The organism is Pseudomonas sp. HD57-3 (assembly GCF_056113135.1).
Genome location: NZ_CM148568.1, coordinates 2,042,768 through 2,067,269, shown reverse-complemented (window position 1 = coordinate 2,067,269; position 24,502 = coordinate 2,042,768). Strand labels below are relative to the sequence as shown.

Here is a 24,502-nt window from a genome sequence, read left to right as displayed (position 1 = left end):
CGGGTTTTCTTTTGCCTGTCATTTTTTTGCCGGTGCCGCCTTAGAGCAAGACAGTTCTAAAAGTCGGACTAATCATCAGCAACAATGAACACACTAAGCCGACCAGCCAGACCAGACTGCGCAGCTTGGGAATATCCGCCAGGTAAAACCACAGATAGAAAATCCGCGAGATCACGAAGATGATCGCCAAGGTATCGATCAGCCACCCCGCCGTCTGCGTGGTATGCGCCATCAGCACGCCAACGGCAAACAGAATGAAGGCTTCGATGCTGTTCTGATGCGCCGCCAGCGCCCGGGCTCCGTAACCGGTAAGTTGCGCCTGTTGCTGACGCGGCAGATGGTTGTTGTAGCCGCCCTGCTCTTTCATGGCCTTGCCGACCGGCATCCGCGCCACGTAGATTAACAATGCACTGATAAACACACACCAGAACGGAATACTCATCAAGCAGCCTCCTTGTTCGCTTCGGGCAATGGCGCCTCTGTAGGGGTATAGACCATTACATCGAGCACGTCGGAATGAAACTCCCGGCGATACAACACCAGCACCACGCCTGCGCTCATCAACATGAACAGCCACGGGCTGACGAACCACGCCAGCATGCTCATGCCGAAGTAGTAGGAACGCAGACCGAAGTTGAACTGGTTGGCCGCCATCGAAATCACCCGAGCCGCCCGTGAGGCGAACGCCTTGCGCTCCTGCTCCGAGACTTGCCGCTCACCGATCATTGGGGCCGAGCCGACCAGAATGGCGGCGAAATTGTATTGGCGCATGCACCAGCTGAAGGTGAAGAAGGCGTAAACGAACACCAGCGCCAGGCACAGCAACTTGATCTCCGACATGCCCTGCGAGGCCTGTTGCACCATCGGAATGTCCGCCAACAGCGACACCGCGCGCTCGGACGCGCCGAGCACTGTCAAGATGCCCGCCAGGATAATCAGCGTGCTGGAGGCAAAGAACGAGGCGTTGCGCTCGAGGTTGCCGATCACGCTGGCGTCGGCGATGCGGTTGTCACGCAGCAGCATGCGGCGCATCCAGTCTTCGCGATACAGGTGCAGCACGCTGGCCAGGCACGCGGTGTCACGAGCCTTCCAGGTGGCATAACGGGTGTAACCGCCCCAGCAGATGACAAACCAGAGCGCGGCCAGCAGATGGATCAGGTTGGCTTGGATGAACGACATGCAATTCCCTGTGATGAAGATTTCGGCTCCCCTTCGACGTTAGTCGAGGGAAAAAGACACTGCCTGAAGCCCATAAAAAATGCCCCGTATCGATTGATACGGGGCATTTCTGTTTAATCGCTCGGCAGCCGCTTGTGGCGGCCCGGCAATCTTAGGCGAGTGCTTCGGCGCGCTTGCCCAGCAGGCGGTCGCAAACCACAGCAACCACCAGGGTCATTACGCATGGCACCAGCCACGCCAGACCTTGCTCGCTCAGCGGCAGGTGGGCCAGTTGCGATGGCATCCAGTCCGCCAGACCGGCGCCTTTCAACGCATCGATGGTGCCAAACACGAACGACACCAGCATCACCGGGCCCATGATACGGCTCTGCTCATGCCAGAACGCAGCGCAGAAGCTCAGGGCCACCAGCACGATGCACGGCGGGTAGATCGCGGTCAGCACCGGGATCGAGAACGCGATCAGCTTGGTCAGGCCCAGGTTGGACACCAGCAGCGAGAACGCCGCGAGGATGATCACCAGGGTCTTGTACGACAGCGGCAGTACGCGGCTGAAGTATTCGGCACACGCGCAGGTCAGGCCAACAGCGGTCACCAGACAAGCCAGGGAAATCAGCACAGCGAGGAAGCCACTGCCCAGCGAACCGAAGGTGTGTTGCACGTAAGCGTGCAGCACCGCCGCGCCGTTGGTCGCGCCCGCCGCCACTTCATGGCTGCCGGAACCCAGACGAAACAGGCTGACATACACCAGCGCCAGACCGACGCCGGCAATCAGCCCGGCGATGATCGCGTAACGGGTGATCAGTGCTGGCGACTCTACGCCACGGGAGCGGATCGCGTTGACGATGACGATGCCGAACACCAGCGCGCCCAGGGTATCCATGGTCAGGTAACCATTGATGAAGCCTTGGGAGAACGGTGCCGCAACGTATTCCGGAGTGGCAACGCCGATATCACCGGCCGGCAGTGCGAACGCGGCGATGCCGAGCACGGCCAGGGCGATGATCTTCAGCGGCGCGAGGAAACGACCGACGGTGTCCAGCAGACGCCCAGGGTAGAGCGAGATGAAGAACACCAGCAGGAAGTACACCGAACTGTAGAGGAACAGTGCCAGCGGGCTCTCGCCGGTCAACGGCGCCAGACCCACTTCAAAGGAAACGGTCGCGGTACGCGGGGTGGCGAACAGCGGGCCGACTGCCAGGTAGCAAGCCGCTGCCAGTACGCCGCCAGCGATCTTGCCGATCGGGCTGCTCAGGGCGTCCATGGCGCCACCGACCTTGGCCAGTGCGACCACGGTGACCACCGGCAAACCGACCGCCGTGATCAGGAAGCCCAGCGCCGCCATCCAGACGTTTGGCCCGGACTGCAAACCGACGATAGGCGGGAAGATGATGTTGCCGGCCCCGACGAACAGGGCGAATGTCATAAAGCCAAGTGCCAGGATGTCCTGACCTTTCAAAACTTTCATTAAGGAAATACCACACTACTGAATCGGAATTTAGAGGGGGATTTCCCTGTGGGGTTAGGGAAATGCTGTCAATCCGTATAAGACTGACCCGTTTAGCGCGTTGCATGCCTTGTGGGCGGCAGACGCAAAAATGGCTGCTAGCCTAACGAATTTGCCTGACAAACGCACTGTTAGAGGGCGAACTATCCGATACGCGACGTTTCCGTGTCGCGTTTTTGCATGTTATTGGGTGAGTGCTTATAAGTTGCCATCGTCCACCGAACCCCAGAAACGACAAAGGCCACCCGAAGGTGGCCTCTGTTGCTGGAGCAGAGAAGTCAGCCGAAGCTTACTTCTTCACTTCCCAGCCAGTCAGCTCGGCCAGGGCCTTGCCGATGTCTGCCAGCGAACGCACGGTTTTCACGCCTGCGTCTTGCAGAGCAGCGAATTTCTCGTCTGCAGTGCCTTTGCCGCCGGAGATGATTGCGCCAGCATGGCCCATGCGCTTGCCCGGAGGAGCAGTCACACCAGCGATGTAGGAAACAACCGGCTTGGTCACGTGTGCCTTGATGTAGGCAGCCGCTTCTTCTTCAGCCGAACCGCCGATCTCGCCGATCATTACGATCGCTTCGGTCTTCGGGTCTTCCTGGAACAGCTTCAGGATGTCGATGAAGTTCGAACCCGGGATCGGGTCACCACCGATGCCGACGCAAGTCGACTGACCGAAACCGGCGTCAGTAGTCTGCTTCACAGCTTCGTAGGTCAGGGTGCCGGAACGGGAAACGATACCGACCTTGCCTGGCAAGTGAATGTGACCTGGCATGATGCCGATCTTGCATTCGCCTGGGGTGATCACGCCTGGGCAGTTAGGGCCGATCAGGGTAACACCCAGCTCGTCGCACTTAACTTTGGCATCCAGCATGTCCAGGGTAGGAATGCCTTCGGTGATGCAGACGATCAGCTTGATGCCGCCGAAAGCTGCTTCCAGGATCGAGTCCTTGCAGAAAGGAGCCGGAACGTAGATGACGCTGGCGGTGGCGCCAGTGGCTTCTACAGCTTCTTTCACGGTGTTGAACACAGGCAGGTTCAGGTGAGTGGTGCCACCTTTGCCTGGAGTCACGCCGCCAACCATTTTGGTGCCGTAGGCAATGGCTTGTTCGGAGTGGAAAGTACCCTGCGCACCGGTGAAGCCCTGGCAGATTACTTTGGTGTCTTTATTGATCAGGACGCTCATTACTTGCCCTCCGCAGCTTTAACGACTTGTTGAGCAGCGTCGGTCAGGCTGGTAGCAGCGATGATGTTCAAACCGCTTTCTGCCAGTACTTTAGCGCCCAGTTCAGCGTTGTTGCCTTCAAGACGAACAACAACCGGGATTTTCACGCCGACTTCTTTCACTGCACCGATGATGCCTTCGGCAATCATGTCGCAACGAACGATGCCGCCGAAGATGTTAACCAGTACTGCAGCGACATTGCTGTCGGACAGAATGATTTTGAAAGCTTCGGTTACGCGTTCTTTGGTAGCACCACCACCTACGTCGAGGAAGTTGGCTGGCTTGCCGCCGTGCAGGTTGACGATGTCCATGGTACCCATGGCCAGGCCGGCACCGTTCACCATGCAGCCGATGTTGCCTTCCAGTGCTACGTAGTTCAGTTCGAACTTGGCAGCGTGCGCTTCGCGCGGATCGTCCTGCGACGGATCGTGGAAAGTCTTCAGCTTAGGCTGACGGTACATTGCGTTGGCGTCGATGTTGATCTTGGCGTCCAGGCAGTGCAGATCGCCGTCAGCCTTGATCACCAGCGGGTTCACTTCCAGCAGAGCCAGGTCGTGATCCTTGAACAGCTTGGCCAGACCTACGAAGATCTTGGCGAACTGAGCAACCTGCTTGCCTTCCAGACCCAGCTGGAATGCCAGCTCGCGACCCTGGAATGGCTGAGCGCCAACCAGTGGATCGATAGTGGCTTTCAGAATTTTTTCTGGAGTGTCGTGAGCGATTTTCTCGATGTCCACGCCACCTTCGGTGGAAGCCATGAACACGATACGACGGCTCGAACGGTCAACGACAGCGCCCAGGTACAGCTCTTTAGCGATATCAGTGCACGATTCAACCAGGATCTTGGTGACTGGCTGGCCGTTGGCGTCAGTCTGGTAAGTCACCAGACGCTTGCCCAGCCACTGCTGTGCGAAGGCTTTGGCGTCTTCTTTGCTGCGAACCAGCTTGACGCCGCCCGCTTTACCGCGACCACCGGCGTGAACCTGGGCTTTGACAACCCACTCGTTGCCGCCGATTTTGTCGCAAGCTTCTGCTGCTGCTTCCGGGGTGTCTACTGCGAAACCAGTGGAAACTGGCAGGCCGTATTCAGCGAACAGCTGCTTACCCTGATACTCGTGAAGATTCATGCTTTTTACCGTCTTCGTTAGGTACTGCGCATTCGGCGCTGCGCTCTTTATGAGTGCCGCGCCACCTGTGACTGCTGCTTGCGTAGCCTTTCCGGATACCCGGTGCAGCTACGCAAGGCTGCGTCCAGCGGACATTCCGCGGTGAGTCTTGCACGCAAGGCTCACGACGGGCCGTACCGCCGTGGTTTCTTATTGTGTCTTAACGCTTCTTGCGGTTGGCAATGTGGATGGCGCCGCCATTCACTGCCAGAGCTGCTTCGTGCAAGGCTTCGGACAGGGTCGGATGGGAGAAAACCATCATGCCCAGGTCTTCAGCGCTGGTACCGAATTCCATACCGATCGCGCCCTGCTGAACCAGTTCTGCAGCGCTCGGGCCAATCACGTGCACGCCCAATACGCGGTCAGTCTTGGCATCGGCGATGACCTTGACGAAACCACCGGTATCGTTGGCGGCCATGGCACGGCCGGATGCTGCGAACGGGAAGGTGCCGACGTTAACTTCAACGCCTTCAGCTTTCAAGGCCTGCTCGGTTTTACCGACCCATGCGATTTCCGGGTGAGTATAAATAACCGAAGGGATCAGGTCATAGTTCATCTGGGCCTTGTGGCCCTTGATGCGCTCGACAACCATGATGCCCTCTTCCGAGGCCTTGTGAGCCAGCATCATGCCGCGAACCACGTCACCGATGGCGTAAACGCCCGGTACGGTGGTGGCGCAGTGATCGTCAACGTGCACGAAACCGCGCTCGTCCAGGGTCACGCCGCTGTCGGCAGCCAGCAGATCAGTGGTCACCGGACGGCGACCAACGGCTACGATCAGCTTGTCGAAAGTAATGGTCTGTTCGCCGTTGGCATCGGTGTAGTTCACAACGACTTCGTCGCCGTTCACTTTCGAGCCGGTTACGCGAGCGCCCAGTTTGATGTCCAGACCCTGTTTGGTCAGGGTTTTCAGCGCTTCCTTGGAAACAGCGGTGTCCGCTGCCATCAGGAAAGTGTCCAGTGCTTCCAGAACAACCACTTCGGCGCCCAGACGCGACCATACCGAACCCAGTTCCAGACCGATCACGCCAGCGCCGATCACGCCCAGACGCTTAGGTACGGATTGGAATTCCAGAGCGCCAGTCGAATCAACGATGACTTTCTGATCGACCGGAGCCGGTGGAATATCGATCGGACGCGAGCCTGGAGCCAGGATGACGTTTTCGGCTTCGATGACTTCAACCGAGCCGTCCGGCTTGGTGACTTCGACTTTCTTGCCGGCCAGCAGTTTGCCGTGGCCCTGGATCGAAGTAACACCGTTGGCCTTGAACAGGGTGGCAACACCGCCGGTCAGGTTCTTGACGATGCCAGCCTTGCGGCCAACCATCGCTGCGACGTCCATTTTGACTTCGCCGGTCGAGATACCGTGGACGTTGAAGCTTTCTTTCGCTTCCTTGTATTTCCAGGAGCTGTCCAGCAGCGCCTTGGAAGGAATGCAGCCTACATTCAGGCAGGTGCCGCCCAGGGCTTGCTTGCCTTCAGCATCGGTGTACTTCTCGATGCAGGCAGTGCTCAGGCCGAGTTGCGCGGCCTTGATAGCTGCCACGTAGCCGCCAGGGCCCGCACCGATCACTACTACGTCAAATTTCTGCGACATTCAAAAAATCCTCTTTAGCGAAAAGCTTCAAGCCGCGCGCTGCAAGCCAGGCTGCGTTTTCCCGCAGCTTGAAGCTTGCAGCGCGTGACTGCTTCTATCAGATATCCAGCAACAGACGAGCCGGATCTTCCAGCAGGTTCTTGATGGTCACCAGGAAGGTTACAGCTTCTTTGCCATCGATCAGACGGTGATCGTAGGACAGTGCCAGGTACATCATCGGACGGATCACGACCTGACCGTTGATGGCCATCGGACGCTGGATGATGTTGTGCATGCCCAGAATCGCTGCCTGCGGCGGGTTGACGATCGGGGTCGACATCATCGAACCGAAGGTACCACCGTTGGTGATGGTGAAGGTACCGCCGGTCATTTCGTCCATCGACAGTTTGCCGTCACGGGCTTTCTTGCCGAAGGTTGCGATGCCGCCTTCGATTTCAGCCAGGCTCATGTGTTCGGCGTTACGCAGAACCGGAACCACCAGGCCACGGTCGCTGGAAACAGCGACGCCGATGTCAGCATAACCGTGGTAAACGATGTCGTTGCCGTCGATCGAAGCGTTGACAGCCGGGAAGCGTTTCAGCGCTTCGGTGGCAGCCTTCACGAAGAACGACATGAAGCCCAGGCGTACGCCGTTGTGGGACTTCTCGAACAGGTCCTTGTACTTCGAACGCAGGGCCATGACTTCGGTCATGTCGACTTCGTTGAAAGTGGTCAGCATCGCCATGTTCGATTGAGCTTCAACCAGACGCTTGGCAACGGTGGCACGAACGCGGGTCATCGGAACGCGCTTCTCGATGCGGTCGCCAGCGGCGAACACAGGAGCGGCGGCGGCCGGAGCAGCAGCCTTGGCAGGCGCGGCAGCCGGAGCGGCTTTCTTGGCAGCAACGGCTGCAACCACGTCTTCCTTGGTCACGCGACCGCCTTTGCCGGTGCCGGCAACGGAAGCGATGTTGATGCCGTTCTCTTCAGCCAGCTTGCGCGCGGCTGGAGCTGCGATCGGGTCGTCTTCGCCATCGGCGGCTGGAGCAGCGGCAGCAGCGGCCGGAGCAGCAGCGGCAGCCGGGGCGGCAGCAGCAGCGCCGCCTTCAACGATGGAGCCCAGCACTTCGTCGGACAGGACGGTTTCGCCCTCGCCCTTGACGATTGCGCCCAGCACGCCGTCGGCGGTAGCCAGCACTTCCAGTACGACTTTGTCGGTTTCGATGTCGACGATCAGTTCGTCACGCTTGACGGCGTCGCCCGGTTGTTTGTGCCAGGTGGCAACGGTGCCATCGGCAACCGATTCCGGGAAAGTGGGGGCTTTGATCTCGATAGCCATTATCTGTGGTTCCTTAAATTCGGTTTCAGGTGCGCGAAGGCGTTAAACGGTAAACGCGGCTTGCAGCAGTTGTTCCTGCTGCTCGGCGTGCATCGATGCGTAACCACATGCAGGTGCAGCAGAAGCCTCACGGCCCGCGTACTCGAGTACGAGAGATTTGTTGAGGTTGCTGATGCTGCGACGCAGGTGGTGCTGGCTGCAGTACCAGGCGCCCTGGTTCATCGGCTCTTCCTGACACCACACGGCCGCTTTGGCGTTGGTGTAAGGAGCCAGGACTTCTTTCAAGTCGTCCTCAGGGAACGGGTACAGCTGCTCGATACGCACGATGGCGATATCTTCGCGGCCTTCGGCACGACGTTTTTCCAGCAGGTCGTAGTAGACCTTGCCGCTGCACAGAACAACGCGCTCGACCTTTTTCGGGTCCAGTGCATCGATTTCCGGGATCACGGTCTGGAACGAACCTTCGGCCAGATCTTCCAGGGTCGAGATGGCCAGTTTGTGGCGCAGCAGCGACTTTGGAGTCAGAACAACCAATGGCTTGCGCAGCGGGCGAATCACCTGACGGCGCAGCAAGTGGTAAATCTGGGCCGGGGTGGTCGGCATGCACACCTGAATGTTGTGCTCGGCGCACAGCTGCAGGTAACGCTCAAGACGTGCCGAGCTGTGCTCAGGGCCCTGACCTTCGTAACCGTGTGGCAGCAGCATGGTCAGACCGCAGAGACGGCCCCACTTGTGCTCGCCGCTGGTGATGAACTGGTCGATAACGACCTGTGCACCGTTGGCGAAGTCGCCGAACTGGGCTTCCCAGATCACCAGCGCGTTCGGCGTGGTGGTCGAGTAACCGTATTCGAACGCCAGTACAGCTTCTTCCGACAGGAACGAGTCGTACAGGTCGAAGCGTGGCTGACCTTCATACAGATGCTTGAGCGGAATGTAGGTACCGGCATCTTTCTGGTTGTGCAGCACAGCGTGACGGTGCGAGAACGTACCGCGGCCGATGTCCTGACCGGTCATGCGGATCGGGTGACCTTCGAACGCCAGGGTCGCGTACGCCATGGTTTCGGCGTAACCCCAGTTGATCGGCAGGCCGCCGGCTTGCATCTTCTGACGGTCTTCGTAGATCTTCGCGACCTGACGCTGAACCACGAAGCCTTCCGGAATTTCCAGCAGCTTGGCGGACAGTTCCTGCAGGGTCTTGAGGTCGAAACGAGTGTCGTGACGCGCAGTCCAGGCGTGGCCCAGATACGGACGCCAGTCCACGAACAGCTCTTTGTTCGGCTCTTTGACCAGCGATTTCACTACGTGCAGACCGTTGTCCAGCGCGTTGCGGTATTCGTCGACTTTCGCCTGAACACGCTCTGCGTCCAGCACACCGCCCTGGGTCAGACGATCAGCGTACAGCTCACGGGTGGTGCGCTGCTTGGTGATCTGCTGATACATCAGAGGCTGGGTGCCGCTTGGCTCGTCGGCCTCGTTGTGGCCGCGACGACGGTAGCAGACCAGGTCGATCACCACGTCACGCTTGAACTGCATGCGGTAGTCGATGGCCAGCTGGGTCACGAACAATACGGCTTCCGGATCATCACCATTCACATGGAGGATCGGCGCCTGGATCATTTTCGCAACGTCGGTCGCGTACTCGGTGGAACGCGAGTCCAGCGGGTTGCTGATGGTGAAACCGACCTGGTTGTTGATCACGATGTGCACGGTACCGCCGGTCTTGAAACCGCGGGTCTGCGACATCTGGAAGGTTTCCATCACCACGCCCTGACCTGCGAATGCCGCGTCACCGTGAATGGAGATCGGCAGAACCTTCTCACCGGTAGGGTCGTTGCGACGATCCTGACGGGCGCGAACCGAACCCTCGACCACCGGGGAAACGATTTCCAGGTGGGACGGGTTGAACGCCATGGCCAGGTGAACTTCACCGCCGGTGGTCATTACGTTGGACGAGAAGCCCTGGTGGTATTTAACGTCACCGGAACCCAGCTCGACCTTCTTCTTGCCTTCGAACTCGTCGAACAGCTCGCGCGGGTTCTTGCCGAAAGTGTTGACCAGTACGTTCAGACGGCCACGGTGGGCCATGCCGATGACGACTTCCTTGGTGCCGTAGGAACCGGAACGCTGGATCAGTTCGTCGAGCATCGGAATCAGGCTTTCGCCGCCTTCCAGACCGAAACGCTTGGTGCCCGGGTATTTGGTGCCCAGGTATTTTTCCAGGCCTTCACCGGCCGTCACGCGCTCGAGCAGGTGGCTCTTGATGTCCGCGGAATATTCCGGACGGCCACGCACGCTTTCCAGACGCTGCTGGAACCACTGGCGCTGCTCGGAATCGGTGATGTGCGTAAATTCAGCGCCGATGGTGCGGCAATATGTCTGCTGCAACGCTTCGTGAATTTCGCGTAGGCTCGCTTCCTCTTTGCCGATGAACAGGTCGCCGGCACGGAAGGTCGTATCAAGATCGGCATTGGTCAAGCCGTAGTGATTGATCGACAGGTCTGCAGGTGCAGGACGCTGCCACAGCCCCAGCGGGTCAAGCTGGGCTGCCTGGTGGCCACGCATACGGTAGGCCTGGATCAATCGCAGCACTTCAACTTGCTTCTTCTCGTGCTCACTGCTCACGCTGCCGGCGGAAACCGGTTGGGCGCGGCGCTGGTTCTTTGCCAGCAGCACGAAATGATCGCGAATTGTGGAGTGCGAAACATCTGTGGCAGAGCTGCCGTCGGCAGGCAGCTTCTGAAAGTAGGTGCGCCACTCTTCCGGCACAGCGTTAGGGTCGTGCAGGTAGAGCTCGTAGAGCTCTTCCACATAGGCAGCGTTTCCACCTGAAAGGTAGGCGCTGTTCCACATGCGCTGCATCACGCTTTCTTGCATGCTTGGTCACCCTCGGTTAGGGGAACACCATCGGTGTCGACACCGAGCAAGCTTGCAGAAGTCCGAATGCAGCGACCAAAACAAGCCACTTAGGATCACACTGATAGTCCGGGTACCAGCCCGGATGCCCCTGCTTGTCTCATTTCTTCAAAATAAGAGCCGCAGCTTATGGCTGCTGCTCTGGTTATAGCCATGGCGCGGGTTGAAGCCCGCGCCTAAGCCCTCTGCGGGTACAGCGGTTACAGCAGCTGAATCACACGCCGCTCGAAAGCAGCATGTTACGGATGTGACCGATGGCCTTAGTCGGGTTCAGGCCTTTCGGACATACGTTGACGCAGTTCATGATGCCCCGGCAGCGGAAGACGCTGAACGGGTCATCGAGGGACGCCAGACGCTCGGACGTCTTGGTATCACGGCTGTCTGCCAGGAAGCGGTACGCTTGCAGCAGGGCAGCTGGACCCAGGAACTTGTCCGGGTTCCACCAGAAGGACGGGCAAGAGGTCGAGCAGCAAGCGCACAGGATGCACTCGTACAGACCGTCGAGCTTTTCACGCTCTTCAGGGGACTGCAGACGTTCGATGGCCGGAGCCGGCGTGTCGTTCTGCAGGAATGGCTTAACCTTCTCGTATTGCTTGTAGAAGATGCTCATATCGACAACCAGGTCACGGATAACCGGCAAACCTGGCAGCGGACGAACGATCAGCTTGTTACCTTTTACGACAGCGGACAGCGGCGTGATGCACGCCAGGCCGTTCTTGCCGTTGATGTTCATGCCGTCGGAGCCGCAGACGCCTTCACGGCAGGAGCGACGATAGGAGAAACCCTCGTCCTGCTCTTTGATCAGGGCCAGAACGTCCAGCACCATCAGGTCTTTACCACCGGTATCGACCTGGAATTCCTGCATGAACGGCGCAGCGTCCTGATCAGGGTTGTAACGATAAACACTGACTTGCAACATGGCGGTCACCCTTAATAAGTCCGGACTTTAGGTTCGAAAGTCGGAACAGTCTTCGGCGAGAAGTTCACGGCACGCTTGGTGACGCGCTTGTCACCCGGGAAGTACAGGGTGTGGCACAGCCAGTTTTCGTCGTCACGGTCTTCGAAGTCTTCACGGGCGTGAGCGCCGCGGGACTCTTTACGTACTTCGGCAGCGATGGCGGTAGCTTCAGCCACTTCCAGCAGGTTTTGCAGTTCCAGCGCTTCGATACGTGCAGTGTTGAACGCCTGCGACTTGTCGTTGATCTTCACATTCGCGATGCGCTTGCGCAGATCAGCCAGCTGGGCAATACCCTTCTGCATGTATTCGCCGGTACGGAATACACCGAAGTAGTTCTGCATGCAGCTTTGCAGCTCGCGACGCAGGGTAGCGACGTCTTCGCCGTCGGTACGGTTGTTCAGGGCGTTCAGACGCGCCAGGGCAGCTTCGATGTCGGCTTCGGTAGCGTCGTCGTATTCGATGCCGTCGGTCAGCGCCTTTTCCAGGTGCAGGCCGGCAGCGCGGCCGAATACCACCAGGTCGAGCAGCGAGTTGCCGCCCAGACGGTTGGCACCGTGAACCGATACGCAAGCCACTTCACCTACCGCGAACAGACCAGGAATGATCTGATCCACGCCTTCGGCGTCCTGGGTGATCGCCTGGCCGTGAATGTTGGTGGCAACGCCGCCCATCATGTAGTGGCAAGTCGGAACAACCGGAACCGGAGCAACCACCGGGTCAACGTGCGCGAAAGTCTTCGACAGTTCGCAGATGCCTGGCAGACGGCTGTGCAGCACTTCCTCGCCCAGGTGGTCGAGTTTGAGCATTACGTGGTCGCCATTCGGACCGCAACCGTTGCCGGCAATGATCTCTTTAACCATCGAACGGGCAACAACGTCACGACCGGCAAGGTCTTTGGCGTTCGGAGCATAACGCTCCATGAAACGCTCGCCGTGCTTGTTGATCAGGTAACCACCTTCACCACGGCAACCTTCGGTAACCAGTACACCGGCACCGGCGATGCCGGTCGGGTGGAACTGCCACATTTCGATGTCTTGTACCGGCACGCCAGCACGCAGAGCCATGCCGACGCCGTCACCGGTGTTGATCAGGGCGTTGGTGGTGGATGCGTAGATACGACCTGCACCGCCGGTAGCCAGTACGGTGGCTTTGGCGCGGATGTAGGTGGTTTCGCCGGTTTCGATGCAGATCGCGATCACACCGACGAATTCGCCTTCCTGGTTTTTCACCAGGTCGACAGCGTAGTACTCGTTCAGGAACGTGGTACCGGCTTTCAGGTTGCCCTGATAAAGGGTGTGCAGCAGCGCGTGACCGGTACGGTCGGAAGCGGCGCAGGTACGGGCAGCCTGCCCGCCTTTACCGTAATCCTTCGACTGACCGCCGAACGGACGCTGGTAGATACGGCCTTGCTCGGTACGCGAGAACGGCAGACCCATGTGGTCCAGCTCGAAAACGGCAGCCGGGCCTTCCTGACACATGTATTCGATAGCGTCCTGGTCACCGATGTAGTCGGAACCCTTGACGGTATCGTACATGTGCCAGCGCCAGTCATCGTTCGGGTCGGCCGAAGCGATGGCGCAGGTGATGCCGCCCTGTGCGGACACAGTGTGCGAACGGGTCGGGAAAACCTTGGTGATCACGGCAGTCTTGTGACCGCCCTGTGCCAGTTGCAGCGCTGCGCGCATGCCGGCACCGCCGCCACCAATAATGATGGCGTCGAAAGAAATCGTTGGAATGTTAGCCATGAATCAGATACCCCAGAGAATCTGCACACCCCAGACGAAGTAAGCGAACATCGCGACGCCGCATACTGCCTGGAAAAGGAAACGTACTGCAGTCGCGGACTTACCCAGCGCCATTGGCGTCAGGTAGTCGGTCGCGATGGTCCACATGCCGACCCAGGCGTGAGCGCCCAGGGCAACCAGTGCCAGCAGACTGAAGATACGCATTCCGTTGTGGGCGAACAGGCCGTGCCATTGGTCGTAGCCAATGCCCGGGTTCGCGACGAGGTAGCCGATCAGGAAGATGAAATAAGCCGCGAGAACGACCGCAGACACACGCTGTGCCATCCAGTCATAGAGGCCCGAACGCGAAAGGTTTGTAACGCTGGTTACCATATCCAAACTCCTGCCAGAACGATCAGCACCACGGAAACGGCGATGATCAGTTTCGAGCCCAGGCGGCCGCCTTCCAGCGTCTCACCGATGCCCATGTCCATGATCAAGTGGCGCACACCGGCAACCAGGTGATACAGAAGAGCGGACAGGAGGCCCCATGCTACGAACTTGGCCAGCGGGCTGGTCAAGCATGCCTTCACCTCGACATAACCTTCCTCGGAACCCAGGGATTTGCCCAATGCATAAAGCATGATGCCAAGGCCCAGGAAGAGGATGATGCCGGAAACACGGTGAAGAAACGACGTAACGCCGGTGATGGGGAGTTTGATGGTCCTTAGGTCTAGGTTTACAGGTCGTTGGCTTTTCACGGCTTTTTTTTCACACTGAAGAGCCCCTAACAATCAGGGCAAAGTTGTTGGGGAGTGCACTGGTCAGGTAACCACCACCCAGGGATGCGACCCCCAATGAAAGCAAGCCCAAAAGCCCTTGGCGGTCGGTCGCCGAGTATAGACAGTTAGGCTACTAATGACAACGCAATCGCCTACCCCCAATAGCGGATTGCACAAGTCGTATAAAAGGCGTAAATGGCAGGCAATTTCGAGGAAAAAGTACGGTTAAAGCCTTCTGGAGCAAGACTTTAGGCAAATTGACATTCGAATTTATCTCACTATAGTGGTGCGGGCCCTGCGTGGGGGGTCTGTCTGATGATTTCAAGCATAAATAGGAGGCCACATGGCTGACAAAAAAGCGCAGTTGATCATCGAGGGCGCAGCCCCCGTCGAGCTGCCCATTTTAACCGGCACCGTTGGTCCCGATGTTATCGATGTTCGGGGCCTGACGGCCACGGGCCGCTTCACTTTCGACCCCGGTTTCATGTCGACCGCTTCCTGCGAATCGAAGATCACCTATATCGACGGCGACAACGGCATCCTGCTGCACCGCGGCTACCCGATCGAACAGCTGGCTGAAAAGTCGGACTACCTGGAAACCTGCTACCTGCTGCTGAACGGCGAACTGCCGACTGCAGAGCAAAAGGCCCAGTTCGTCGGCACCGTGAAGAACCACACCATGGTTCACGAGCAGCTGAAAACCTTCTTCAACGGCTTCCGCCGTGACGCCCACCCGATGGCCGTCATGTGTGGTGTAGTCGGCGCCCTCTCGGCCTTCTACCACGACTCCCTCGACATCAATAACCCGCAGCATCGCGAAATCTCCGCGATCCGCCTGGTTGCCAAGATGCCGACCCTGGCCGCGATGGTTTACAAGTACTCCATGGGTCAACCCATGATGTACCCGCGCAACGACCTGTCGTACGCGGAAAACTTTCTGCACATGATGTTCAACACCCCGTGCGAGATCAAACCGATCAGCCCGGTACTCGCCAAGGCCATGGACCGGATCTTCATCCTCCACGCCGACCACGAGCAGAACGCTTCGACCTCCACCGTGCGTCTGGCGGGCTCTTCGGGTGCCAACCCGTTCGCCTGTATCGCCGCCGGCATCGCCGCACTGTGGGGCCCTGCCCACGGCGGTGCGAACGAAGCCGTGCTGACCATGCTCGATGAAATCGGCGATGTTTCGAACATCGACAAGTTCATCGCCAAGGCCAAGGACAAGAACGATCCGTTCAAGCTGATGGGCTTCGGTCACCGCGTCTACAAGAACCGCGACCCTCGCGCGACTGTCATGAAGCAGACCTGCGACGAAGTGTTGAAGGAACTGGGCATCCAGAACGATCCGCAACTCGAACTGGCCATGCGCCTGGAAGAGATCGCCCTGACCGATCCGTACTTCATCGAGCGCTCGCTGTACCCGAACGTCGACTTCTACTCGGGGATCATCCTCAAGGCAATCGGCATTCCTACCAGCATGTTCACTGTGATTTTCGCCCTGGCACGTACTGTCGGCTGGATTTCGCACTGGAAGGAAATGCTCTCCAGCCCGTACAAGATTGGCCGTCCGCGTCAGCTGTACACGGGTTATGAGTCGCGGGATATCACCAAGCTGGAAGACCGCAAATAAGGGCTGTCTTGCGATAGCGTCTTAGCGTTGTACCGGGAACGGCCTCCATGAGAATGGGGGCCGTTTTTGTTTTTGCGGTCTTTGATCGGGTGTATATCCGTTGCTGCGGTAACGGCTTCTTAGGGTTCCGCCCTTACGGCGGGTCACTTTTTCCAAACGCCGAAAAAGTAACCAAAAAGGCTGAGCCCCGGCGTACGGCACTTCGCCTAGGCTCAGTGTTCCCTCGCTACGGTGTCCATCAGGGGGCATCGCCTACGGTTTGCTTCGCTGCACCTCCTCTCGATGTATGCGGCTTCGCCGCACGGCGCTGCGCGCCTACCCCCTGATGGACACCTCCGCTCGGCCTGCCGAAGGGGCAAAAAATCAAAAGCCAGAGCCAAAGCAAAAACCAAGTCAAAAGCCCCGCTCCTCCCCACTCACCACAATGAGCGCTAGCTCGAGTACCGCTTCTGATCGCAGGGCCCGTCGGCAGGCTGAGTGGAGGGATTGATCCGGGGGTGGGAGCGCAGCGACCGTGCGGCGCAGCCGCATGCATCGAGAGGAGGTGCAGCGAAGCAAACCGTAGGCGATGCCCCCGGATCAATCCCGGAGCGAAGGAACCCCGAGCCTCAGCGAGGGGCCGTACGTCAGGGTTAGAGACCTTTTGGTTACTTTTGGGGCGTTTGCCAAAAGTGACCCGCCGTAAGGGCGGAACCCCAAGAAGCCGTTACCACAACAACGGATATACACCCAACCCCAAGAACATCCGATAACCGCCCACAAAAAAATGCCCCAATCTCTCGATCAGGGCACTTTTCCATTCAACTCAACCTACACAAAAACCTCAGTGCGAAACCGCCCCACTAGCCCCCAACCCAGTCTGCGAACGCACAAACTGCGGGAAGAACGCCGCACGCTCGTTCTCAGCCGCCGCCGACTTGTCGGTAACGGAGAAGAACCAGATCCCGATAAACGCAATGATCATCGAGAACAACGCAGGATACTCGTAAGGGAAGATCGCCTTCTCATGATGCAGAATCTGCACCCAGATGGTCGGGCCAAGAATCATCAGGCCCACCGCACTCACCAGACCCAACCAGCCGCCAATCATGGCGCCACGGGTGGTCAGCTTCTTCCAGTACATCGAAAGCAGCAGCACCGGGAAGTTGCAGCTCGCCGCGATGGAGAACGCCAGGCCAACCATGAACGCAATGTTCTGGCTTTCGAACAGGATGCCCAGGCCGATGGCCAGAACGCCCAGTGCGATGGTGGTGATCTTCGAAACGCGGATCTCATCCTTCTCGTTGGCCTTGCCCTTCTTGATCACGCTGGCGTACAGGTCGTGAGACACCGCCGAAGCACCGGCCAGAGTCAGACCGGCCACTACTGCCAGAATGGTCGCGAACGCTACCGCCGAGATGAAGCCGAGGAACACGCTGCCGCCCACGGCGTTGGCCAAGTGCACCGCCGCCATGTTGTTGCCGCCGAGCAGAGCGCCAGCCGCATCCTTAAAGGCCGGGTTGGTGCTGACCAGCAGGATCGCGCCGAAGCCGATGATGAAGGTCAGGATGTAGAAGTAGCCAATGAAACCGGTCGCGTACAGCACGCTCTTACGGGCTTCCTTCGCATCGCTCACGGTGAAGAAACGCATCAGGATGTGCGGCAGGCCGGCGGTACCGAACATCAGTGCCAGCCCCAGGGAGAACGCCGAGATCGGATCTTTTACCAGACCGCCCGGGCTCATGATCGCTTCGCCCTTGGCGTGAACCTTGATGGCTTCGGAGAACAGGGTGTTGAAGTCGAAGTTGACGTGCTTCATCACCATCAGTGCCATGAACGAGGCACCGGACAGCAACAGCACCGCCTTGATGATCTGCACCCAGGTGGTCGCCAGCATGCCGCCGAACAGCACGTACATGCACATCAGGATACCGACCAGAATCACCGCAACGTGGTAGTCGAGACCGAACAGCAGCTGGATCAGCTTGCCGGCACCGACCATTTGCGCGATCAGGTAGAACGCCACCACCACCAGCGAACCGCAGGCAGACAGGGTGCGGATCTGGGTTTGCCCGAGGCGGTAGGACGCCACGTCGGCAAAGGTGTATTTACCCAGGTTACGCAGACGCTCGGCGATCAGGAACAGAATGATCGGCCAGCCCACCAGGAAGCCGATCGAGTAGATCAGGCCGTCGTAGCCGGAGGTGAACACCAGCGCGGAAATACCCAGGAAGGACGCCGCCGACATGTAGTCACCGGCAATCGCCAGGCCGTTCTGGAAACCGGTGATCTTGCCGCCCGCCGCATAGTAGTCGGCCGCCGAGTTGTTGCGCTTGGACGCCCAGTAAGTGATGCACAGGGTCGCGCCAACGAACGCCACGAACATGACGATCGCGGAAACGTTGAGTGGTTGTTTGTGGACTTCGCCGGTCAGGGCGTCAGCGGCCCAGACGGCCGGAGCGAACGCTGCGATGCTCAAAAGAGCCAGTAGACGCCGGATCATTGCTGAGCCTCCTTGAGAATCGCGTTGTTCAGGTCGTCGAACTCGCCATTGGCGCGGCGCACGTAAATGCCGGTCAGGATGAAGGCCGAGATAATCAGCCCGACACCGATCGGAATGCCCCAGGTGATGGACGATTCGGGACTGATTTTCGTGCCGAGCACTTGCGGCCCGTACGCGATCAGAAGGATGAAGCCGGAGTAGAGCCCGAGCATGATCGCCGAGAGTATCCAAGCGAACCTTTCTCTTTTCTTGACCAGCTCCTTGAAGCGCGGGCTGTTCTGAATAGAGAGGTAAATGCTGTCGTTCATTGTTTTTATCCTCGCAGCACAGATTTTTATTTTTGGAACATATCCACTGTATGCGGCTACGAGCCGGGTTCCAGACGACCTTAGTAGTAGAACGCCATGACGTTTTTGCCAATTTCCAGACAAGCCGAAAACGGCCAACGCTGCTTATTAATAGTGGGCAAATAAAAAAGGCCGCCCGACTGTCATGTCGGGCGGCCCTGGGAAGCGCAGATTAGACGCTTCGGCTTAAATCACTTGGTCCAGTCGGCAACACGTTCCGGGTGTTTGGCAACCCAATCCTTGGCCGCTGCGTCAGGTTTTGCACCGTCCTGAATCGCCAGCATGACTTCGCCGATTTCGTCTTTCGAAGCCCACTGGAAGTTCTTCAGGAACTTGGCCACTTCCGGCGCCTTGGTCGCCAGTTCCTTGCTGCCGATGCTGTTCACGGTTTCAGCCGCGCCGTACACGCCTTTCGGGTCGTCGAGGAAGCGCAGTTTCCACTTGGCGAACATCCAGTGCGGCACCCAGCCGGTGACGGCGATGGATTCGTTTTTCTTCTCGGCACGGGTCAGCTCGGCAATCATGCCGGCGCCGGAACTGGCCTTGAGTTGATAGCCGGTCAGGTCGTAATCCTTGATCGCCTGATCGGTCTTGAGCATCACGCCTGAACCGGCGTCGATGCCGACGATGCGTTTCTTGAAGGAGTCGTCGGTTTTCAGGTCTTCGATGGTCTTGGCCTTGACGTACTCCGGCACGATCAGACCGATTTTCGCGTCCTTGAAGTTCGGGCCGTAATCGACGACCTGATCCTTGTTCTTGGTCCAGTAGTCGCCGTGGGTCACCGGCAGCCAGGCCGAGAGCATGGCGTCGAGTTTGCCGGTGGCAACGCCCTGCCACATGATGCCGGTGGCGACGGCTTGCAGTTTCACGTCGTAGCCGAGTTTCTGCTTGATCACTTCGGCCGCCACGTGGGTGGTCGCGACGCTGTCGGACCAGCCGTCAACGTAACCGATGTTCAGGGTCTTGGTTTCAGCACTGGCGAGTGTGGAGCCCATCGCAAGCACCAGAGCGGCACCTGCGCCTAAAAGTCGTCGCATCTTCATCGTTACTTCCCCGAAATGCTGCGCCCGACGGATGCCGGACATCGTCAACGTATTGTTATGGTGCACAGCGCCCCCATCACGCCTGACCGCAAACTCGTTAGTACATCAGCCGGATTATCAATAAGGGTACTGACGAGTTCGATCATCAACCTGACGCCCGATAAGACCTGCTCTGTCAGCGACCTCAAGGCAACGAGAAACGACATCAGAAAGCCATTAACTGCCTCCGGATATTTGGCGCCAGACAATCCGCCCGAACTTTGCATGTCAAAATCGTGCGGGCCACCAACCTGCTTATAAATGCAGGTAACATGCGTCGCTTTGCAGCCACTCGGCCTGACCATGTCCGCGACTTCCCGCTTCCCCTTTCTTCCTTATGTGTTCGCCTGCCTGCTCGGGCTGTTTGCCCTGTGCGGCTTCTGGTACGGCCTCGGCAAACCGGTGATCCTGCCGGACGTCGCCACCCCGACCCACAAGCTGCAATGCGCCTCCTACACCCCGTTCGACAAAGACCAGTCGCCGTTCGACGTGCCGTTCAAACTGCGCCCGGAGCGCATGGACGCCGACCTCGCCCTGCTCGCCACCCGCTTCGAATGTATCCGCACCTACTCCATGACCGGCCTCGAAGCGCTGCCGGACCTGGCGCGCAAGCACGGCTTGAAGTTGATGATCGGCGCGTGGGTCAACAGCAATCCGGTGGACACCGAGAAAGAAGTCGACTTGCTGATCGCTTCGGCCAACGCCAACCCGGACGTGGTCAGCGCCGTAATCGTCGGCAATGAGGCCTTGCTGCGCAAAGAGGTCACCGCGACCCAACTGGTGAAGCTGATCAACAAGGTCAAGAGCCACATCAAGCAGCCGGTGACCTACGCCGATGTCTGGGAGTTCTGGCTCAAGCACCCGGAAGTTGCGCCGGCGGTGGATTTCCTGACCATTCATTTGCTGCCGTACTGGGAAGACGATCCGTCGAACATCGACGCCGCGCTGCACCATGTAGCGGAAGTGCGTCAGGTGTTCGGCAACAAGTTCGCCCCCAAGGACGTGATGATTGGCGAAACCGGCTGGCCGAGCGAAGGTCGCCAGCGGGAGACCGCGCTGCCGAGCCGGGTCAACGAGGCCAAGTTCATTCGTGGTTTTGTCACCCTCGCCGAACAGGAAGGCTGGCGTTACAACCTGATCGAAGCGTTCGACCAGCCGTGGAAGCGCGGCAGCGAAGGCGCGGTCGGCGGTTACTGGGGGCTGTTCGATGCCGATCGTCAGGACAAGGGCGTGCTGGCCGGCCCGGTGTCGAACGTGCCGTACTGGTCGCAGTGGCTGGCGGTCGGTGGACTGATTTTCCTCGGAACACTGCTGCTGGGTGGTCGGGTTCGTACGACGCGTTCGGCGTTGATCCTGCCGCTGCTCGGCGCCCTCGCCGCCTGCTCAATTGGTGCCTGGGGTGATTTGGCGCGGGTGACCACGCGGTTTGCCAGCGAATGGCTGTGGGTCGGGTTGCTTACGGCTCTGAATCTGTTGGTGCTGGCCCATGCCGCGCTGACCTTGAGCGCCCGCAGTGGCTGGCGTGAACAGGCGTTCAACGCTTTCGAGCGACGGGCCGGCTGGCTGGTCGCAGCAGCCGGTTTCGCCGCTGCGGTGATGATGCTGGAGCTGGTGTTCGATCCGCGCTATCGCAGTTTTCCGAGCGCGGCGTTCATCCTGCCCGCGCTGGTTTACCTGTGCCGCCCGGTGCCCGTGGCCCGTAGGGAGATCGCCCTGCTGACCTTCATCATCGGCGCCGGCATTGCGCCGCAGCTGTTCCGTGAAGGATTGCAGAATCAGCAGGCGTGGGGCTGGGCGCTGGTCAGCGTGGTGATGGTGGCTGCACTTTGGCGCTGCCTGCGGGTTCGCAAAGCCTGATTCACAGAGAATGCCCGCGATGACTGACGATCAGGCGTCGCGGGATTCCCGGACCAGTCGCAACCCGGCAATCACCACCGCAAACACCGCCAGCGTCGTGTTGTACAGCGCCAGCGCCGGCAACCCGAACACCAGCGCCAGCACCGCCAGCCACCACCCTGCCCGTCCCGGCACGACAAAACCGATCACCGCAGCCGCGATCGCCGCCCAGCCCAGCATCTGGAAATGAATCATCAGGCCCAGGTTCGAGCGCACCGAGCATTCCCAGCGGCTCGCCTCATCCACGCAGATGCCCACCCACTGCGCGTCCTCCATGAAGCCATAACGCGCGCCATAACTGGCGGCCAGCCACAACGGCAACAGAACGAGCAGCAGAATCACGGGCAAGCGGCGGGACATGGAACACTCCAATCGATGAAATCGGCGGCCAGCTTAATCTGCCGCCGCGCATACGCAAGGCCTAACAACTCTTAACTGGCCATTCATTCCGTGCAAAGTGTATCGTCCGGCTACTATTACTCCGAATTCCGTCAGTTTGGTGCCGTGGCATGGCACTTTGGCGCAAACCCGGTGGTCATAGCCTGCGAACCTCATTCGGCACCTTCCTCTAAGGGATCTAGTCATGCTCCGTTCCTTGCGCTTCGCCGCCCTGTTTGGCGGCCTTATTCTGAGTGCGTCCGCGCTGGCGGTGGATATCGACGCCGCCAGCTATGGCTATCCCCTGACCAACCCGTTCGAGGCGACCATCGCCACCACGCCGCCGGACTTGCGCCCTGAACTGCCACTGGACGACGACATCGATCAGACCGATCGCAGCGTCACCCTGCGCCCCGAGCGCGAATTCATCCTGCCGGACAATTTCTGGCCGGTGAAAAAACTGACTTACCGCATCGCCACCCAAGACAAGGCCGCGCCGCTGATCTTCCTGATCGCAGGCACCGGCGCGCGCTACGACAGCACGCTCAACGAATACCTGAAGAAGCTTTATTACAAGGCCGGCTACCACGTGGTGCAGCTGTCATCGCCGACCAGCTTCGACTTCATGAGCGCCGCCTCGCGTTTCGCCACCCCCGGCGTGACCAAGGAAGACGCCGAAGACATGTACCGGGTGATGCAGGCCGTGCGGGCGCAGAACCCGAAACTGCCGGTCACCGACTATTACCTGAGCGGCTACAGCCTCGGCGCACTGGACGCCGCATTTGTGGCCCATCTGGATGAAACCCGTCGCAGCTTCAACTTCAAGAAAGTCCTGCTGCTGAATCCGCCGGTCAACCTCTACACCTCGATCACCAACCTCGACAAACTGGTGCAGACCGAGGTCAAGGGCATCAACAACAGCACCACCTTCTATGAACTGGTGCTGAGCAAACTGACCCGCTACTTCCAGCAGAAGGGCTACATCGACCTCAACGATGCACTGCTCTACGACTTCCAGCAGTCCAAGCAGCACTTGAGCAACGAACAGATGGCGATGCTGATCGGCACCTCGTTCCGCTTCTCGGCGGCGGATATCGCGTTCACTTCGGACCTGATCAACCGCCGCGGCCTGATCACCCCGCCGAAATTCCCGATCACCGAAGGCACCAGCCTCACGCCATTCCTCAAGCGTGCGCTGCAATGCGACTTCGACTGCTACCTCACCGAACAGGTGATTCCGATGTGGCGCGCCCGCACCGACGGCGGCAGCCTGCTGCAACTGATCGATCAGGTGAGCCTGTACGCATTGAAGGATTACCTGCACGACAGCCCGAAAATCGCCGTCATGCACAACGCCGACGACGTGATCCTCGGCCCGGGCGACCTCGGTTTCCTGCGCCGGACCTTCGGCGATCGCCTGACCGTTTATCCGCTGGGCGGCCATTGCGGCAACCTTAACTACCGCGTCAACAGCGACGCCATGCTGGAGTTCTTCCGTGGCTAAATATCTCCTGCTGATTGCAGCGCTCCTCAGTGCAGGTATGGCCCAGGCCGACAACAGCAAAGCCAATGCACCGGTGGTCATCGACAGCGATGGCTTCAAGGAGCCGCTGTCCAAACTCAAGTTCAACCCGGGGCTGGATCAGCGCGAGTTCGAGCGCTCGACCCTCAGCGCGCTGAACGTCTATGACCCGCTGGAAGAGTGGAACCGCCGCGTCTACCACTTCAACTACCGCTTCGACCAATGGGTGTTCCTGCCGGTGGTCGATGGCTACCGCTACATCACCCCGAGCTTCGTGCGCACCGGCGTGAGCAACTTCTTCAACAACATTGGCGACGTACCGAACCTGGTCAACAGCCTGTTGCAGTTCAAGGGCAAGCGCTCGATGGAAACCACCGCGCGCCTGCTGCTCAACACCACCATCGGCATCGCCGGGCTCTGGGATCCGGCCACCGCCATGGGCCTGCCGCGTCAGAACGAAGACTTCGGCCAGACCCTGGGCTTCTACGGCGTACCGGGCGGCGCTTACTTCGTGCTGCCGATCCTCGGCCCGTCGAACCTGCGCGACACCGCAGGCCTGGCCGTGGACTACACCGCCGAGTCCGCGATCAACTTCCTCAATGTCTCGGAAGTCAGCTCCAACCACCCAGAAGTCTGGGTACTGCGTGGCGTCGACAAGCGTTACCAGACCAGCTTCCGCTACGGTCAGCTGAACTCACCGTTCGAGTACGAGAAGGTGCGCTACGTCTACACCGAGTCGCGCAAGTTGCAGATCGCCGAGTAAAAACGCCGGCCACAAAAAAGGCCATTCGATGCGAGTCGAATGGCC

At 59.2% G+C, this 24,502-nt stretch carries 20 protein-coding genes; 4 read left to right on the top strand and 16 right to left on the bottom strand.

Annotated elements, in window-relative coordinates:
• Positions 1-40: 40 nt before the first annotated feature.
• From AC0R79_RS09345 to sdhC, 12 genes are all read right to left on the bottom strand, one after another.
• Positions 41-442, bottom strand: a complete 402-nt coding sequence (locus tag AC0R79_RS09345) for an MAPEG family protein (RefSeq protein ID WP_064594489.1) — start codon at positions 440-442, stop codon at positions 41-43.
• Positions 442-1,179, bottom strand: a complete 738-nt coding sequence (locus AC0R79_RS09340) for a DUF599 domain-containing protein (RefSeq protein ID WP_085608854.1) — start codon at positions 1,177-1,179, stop codon at positions 442-444. The genes AC0R79_RS09345 and AC0R79_RS09340 overlap by 1 nt, the downstream gene beginning before the upstream one ends.
• Positions 1,180-1,330: 151 nt before the next feature.
• Complete coding sequence (brnQ, locus tag AC0R79_RS09335) at positions 1,331-2,644, bottom strand: branched-chain amino acid transport system II carrier protein (RefSeq protein ID WP_007959023.1); 1,314 nt, start codon at positions 2,642-2,644, stop codon at positions 1,331-1,333.
• A 328-nt stretch (positions 2,645-2,972) separates the two neighbouring features.
• Positions 2,973-3,857 (bottom strand): succinate--CoA ligase subunit alpha, encoded by an 885-nt coding sequence (sucD, locus tag AC0R79_RS09330; RefSeq protein WP_007959025.1) that lies wholly within the window; start codon positions 3,855-3,857, stop codon positions 2,973-2,975.
• Complete coding sequence (gene sucC / locus AC0R79_RS09325) at positions 3,857-5,023, bottom strand: ADP-forming succinate--CoA ligase subunit beta (RefSeq protein ID WP_007959029.1); 1,167 nt, start codon at positions 5,021-5,023, stop codon at positions 3,857-3,859. Before sucC ends, sucD begins: the two co-directional genes overlap by 1 nt.
• 199 nt (positions 5,024-5,222) lie before the next feature.
• The gene (gene lpdA / locus AC0R79_RS09320; protein ID WP_127797326.1) at positions 5,223-6,659 is read right to left on the bottom strand and encodes a dihydrolipoyl dehydrogenase; all 1,437 of its coding nucleotides are present in this window, start codon (positions 6,657-6,659) and stop codon (positions 5,223-5,225) included.
• Between the two features lie 97 nt (positions 6,660-6,756).
• On the bottom strand, positions 6,757-7,977 hold the full coding sequence (gene odhB, locus AC0R79_RS09315) for a 2-oxoglutarate dehydrogenase complex dihydrolipoyllysine-residue succinyltransferase (protein WP_007959031.1): 1,221 nt from the start codon (positions 7,975-7,977) through the stop codon (positions 6,757-6,759).
• A 42-nt stretch (positions 7,978-8,019) separates the two neighbouring features.
• Positions 8,020-10,851 (bottom strand): 2-oxoglutarate dehydrogenase E1 component, encoded by a 2,832-nt coding sequence (locus tag AC0R79_RS09310; RefSeq protein ID WP_007959032.1) that lies wholly within the window; start codon positions 10,849-10,851, stop codon positions 8,020-8,022.
• A gap of 253 nt (positions 10,852-11,104) precedes the next feature.
• The gene (locus AC0R79_RS09305; RefSeq protein ID WP_007959035.1) at positions 11,105-11,809 is read right to left on the bottom strand and encodes a succinate dehydrogenase iron-sulfur subunit; all 705 of its coding nucleotides are present in this window, start codon (positions 11,807-11,809) and stop codon (positions 11,105-11,107) included.
• A gap of 11 nt (positions 11,810-11,820) precedes the next feature.
• Positions 11,821-13,593: a succinate dehydrogenase flavoprotein subunit gene (sdhA, locus tag AC0R79_RS09300; RefSeq protein ID WP_007959037.1), complete on the bottom strand. Its 1,773-nt coding sequence runs from the start codon at positions 13,591-13,593 to the stop codon at positions 11,821-11,823.
• A 3-nt stretch (positions 13,594-13,596) separates the two neighbouring features.
• On the bottom strand, positions 13,597-13,965 hold the full coding sequence (sdhD, locus tag AC0R79_RS09295; protein ID WP_007959040.1) for a succinate dehydrogenase, hydrophobic membrane anchor protein: 369 nt from the start codon (positions 13,963-13,965) through the stop codon (positions 13,597-13,599).
• Positions 13,959-14,333: a succinate dehydrogenase, cytochrome b556 subunit gene (sdhC, locus tag AC0R79_RS09290; RefSeq protein ID WP_011333113.1), complete on the bottom strand. Its 375-nt coding sequence runs from the start codon at positions 14,331-14,333 to the stop codon at positions 13,959-13,961. The genes sdhD and sdhC overlap by 7 nt, the downstream gene beginning before the upstream one ends.
• Positions 14,334-14,697: 364 nt before the next feature.
• Here sdhC and gltA point away from each other — a divergent pair, with 364 nt between their 5' ends.
• The gene (gene gltA, locus AC0R79_RS09285) at positions 14,698-15,987 is read left to right on the top strand and encodes a citrate synthase (protein WP_007959044.1); all 1,290 of its coding nucleotides are present in this window, start codon (positions 14,698-14,700) and stop codon (positions 15,985-15,987) included.
• 823 nt (positions 15,988-16,810) lie between these two features.
• On the opposite strand, the gene AC0R79_RS09280 is transcribed toward gltA, so the two are convergent.
• The 3 genes from AC0R79_RS09280 to AC0R79_RS09270 all read right to left on the bottom strand — a co-directional run bounded on the left by AC0R79_RS09280 (position 16,811) and on the right by AC0R79_RS09270 (position 19,859).
• Positions 16,811-18,469 carry a cation acetate symporter gene (locus AC0R79_RS09280; RefSeq protein ID WP_064594474.1) on the bottom strand — a complete coding sequence of 553 codons (1,659 nt, stop codon included), beginning with the start codon at positions 18,467-18,469 and terminating at the stop codon, positions 16,811-16,813.
• Complete coding sequence (locus AC0R79_RS09275; protein WP_007959307.1) at positions 18,466-18,777, bottom strand: DUF485 domain-containing protein; 312 nt, start codon at positions 18,775-18,777, stop codon at positions 18,466-18,468. Before AC0R79_RS09275 ends, AC0R79_RS09280 begins: the two co-directional genes overlap by 4 nt.
• Before the next feature lie 230 nt (positions 18,778-19,007).
• Positions 19,008-19,859 carry a glycine betaine ABC transporter substrate-binding protein gene (locus tag AC0R79_RS09270; protein WP_085605856.1) on the bottom strand — a complete coding sequence of 284 codons (852 nt, stop codon included), beginning with the start codon at positions 19,857-19,859 and terminating at the stop codon, positions 19,008-19,010.
• Between the two features lie 300 nt (positions 19,860-20,159).
• Between AC0R79_RS09270 and AC0R79_RS09265 the strand changes: the two genes are divergently transcribed.
• On the top strand, positions 20,160-21,755 hold the full coding sequence (locus AC0R79_RS09265) for a glycoside hydrolase family 17 protein (protein ID WP_474734185.1): 1,596 nt from the start codon (positions 20,160-20,162) through the stop codon (positions 21,753-21,755).
• A gap of 30 nt (positions 21,756-21,785) precedes the next feature.
• On the opposite strand, the gene AC0R79_RS09260 is transcribed toward AC0R79_RS09265, so the two are convergent.
• Complete coding sequence (locus AC0R79_RS09260; RefSeq protein ID WP_127797323.1) at positions 21,786-22,154, bottom strand: hypothetical protein; 369 nt, start codon at positions 22,152-22,154, stop codon at positions 21,786-21,788.
• 223 nt (positions 22,155-22,377) lie between these two features.
• On the opposite strand from AC0R79_RS09260, the gene AC0R79_RS09255 reads away from it, so the two are divergent.
• Complete coding sequence (locus AC0R79_RS09255) at positions 22,378-23,676, top strand: serine protein kinase PrkA (RefSeq protein WP_007959293.1); 1,299 nt, start codon at positions 22,378-22,380, stop codon at positions 23,674-23,676.
• On the top strand, positions 23,669-24,457 hold the full coding sequence (locus AC0R79_RS09250) for an MlaA family lipoprotein (RefSeq protein WP_011333106.1): 789 nt from the start codon (positions 23,669-23,671) through the stop codon (positions 24,455-24,457). Before AC0R79_RS09255 ends, AC0R79_RS09250 begins: the two co-directional genes overlap by 8 nt.
• Positions 24,458-24,502: the final 45 nt, after the last annotated feature.

Coding starts and splice junctions, on each gene's coding strand:
- AC0R79_RS09280 (WP_064594474.1), bottom strand. CDS start 18,469: ATGATCCGGCGTCTACTGGCTCTTTTGAGCATCGCAGCGTTCGCTCCG.
- AC0R79_RS09275 (WP_007959307.1), bottom strand. CDS start 18,777: ATGAACGACAGCATTTACCTCTCTATTCAGAACAGCCCGCGCTTCAAG.
- sdhD (WP_007959040.1), bottom strand. CDS start 13,965: ATGGTAACCAGCGTTACAAACCTTTCGCGTTCGGGCCTCTATGACTGG.
- AC0R79_RS09305 (WP_007959035.1), bottom strand. CDS start 11,809: ATGTTGCAAGTCAGTGTTTATCGTTACAACCCTGATCAGGACGCTGCG.
- sucD (WP_007959025.1), bottom strand. CDS start 3,857: ATGAGCGTCCTGATCAATAAAGACACCAAAGTAATCTGCCAGGGCTTC.
- sucC (WP_007959029.1), bottom strand. CDS start 5,023: ATGAATCTTCACGAGTATCAGGGTAAGCAGCTGTTCGCTGAATACGGC.
- AC0R79_RS09345 (WP_064594489.1), bottom strand. CDS start 442: ATGAGTATTCCGTTCTGGTGTGTGTTTATCAGTGCATTGTTAATCTAC.
- AC0R79_RS09265 (WP_474734185.1), top strand. CDS start 20,160: ATGCAGGTAACATGCGTCGCTTTGCAGCCACTCGGCCTGACCATGTCC.
- AC0R79_RS09260 (WP_127797323.1), bottom strand. CDS start 22,154: ATGTCCCGCCGCTTGCCCGTGATTCTGCTGCTCGTTCTGTTGCCGTTG.
- sdhA (WP_007959037.1), bottom strand. CDS start 13,593: ATGGCTAACATTCCAACGATTTCTTTCGACGCCATCATTATTGGTGGC.
- AC0R79_RS09310 (WP_007959032.1), bottom strand. CDS start 10,851: ATGCAAGAAAGCGTGATGCAGCGCATGTGGAACAGCGCCTACCTTTCA.
- AC0R79_RS09270 (WP_085605856.1), bottom strand. CDS start 19,859: ATGAAGATGCGACGACTTTTAGGCGCAGGTGCCGCTCTGGTGCTTGCG.
- AC0R79_RS09255 (WP_007959293.1), top strand. CDS start 22,378: ATGCTCCGTTCCTTGCGCTTCGCCGCCCTGTTTGGCGGCCTTATTCTG.
- lpdA (WP_127797326.1), bottom strand. CDS start 6,659: ATGTCGCAGAAATTTGACGTAGTAGTGATCGGTGCGGGCCCTGGCGGC.
- gltA (WP_007959044.1), top strand. CDS start 14,698: ATGGCTGACAAAAAAGCGCAGTTGATCATCGAGGGCGCAGCCCCCGTC.
- odhB (WP_007959031.1), bottom strand. CDS start 7,977: ATGGCTATCGAGATCAAAGCCCCCACTTTCCCGGAATCGGTTGCCGAT.
- AC0R79_RS09340 (WP_085608854.1), bottom strand. CDS start 1,179: ATGTCGTTCATCCAAGCCAACCTGATCCATCTGCTGGCCGCGCTCTGG.
- brnQ (WP_007959023.1), bottom strand. CDS start 2,644: ATGAAAGTTTTGAAAGGTCAGGACATCCTGGCACTTGGCTTTATGACA.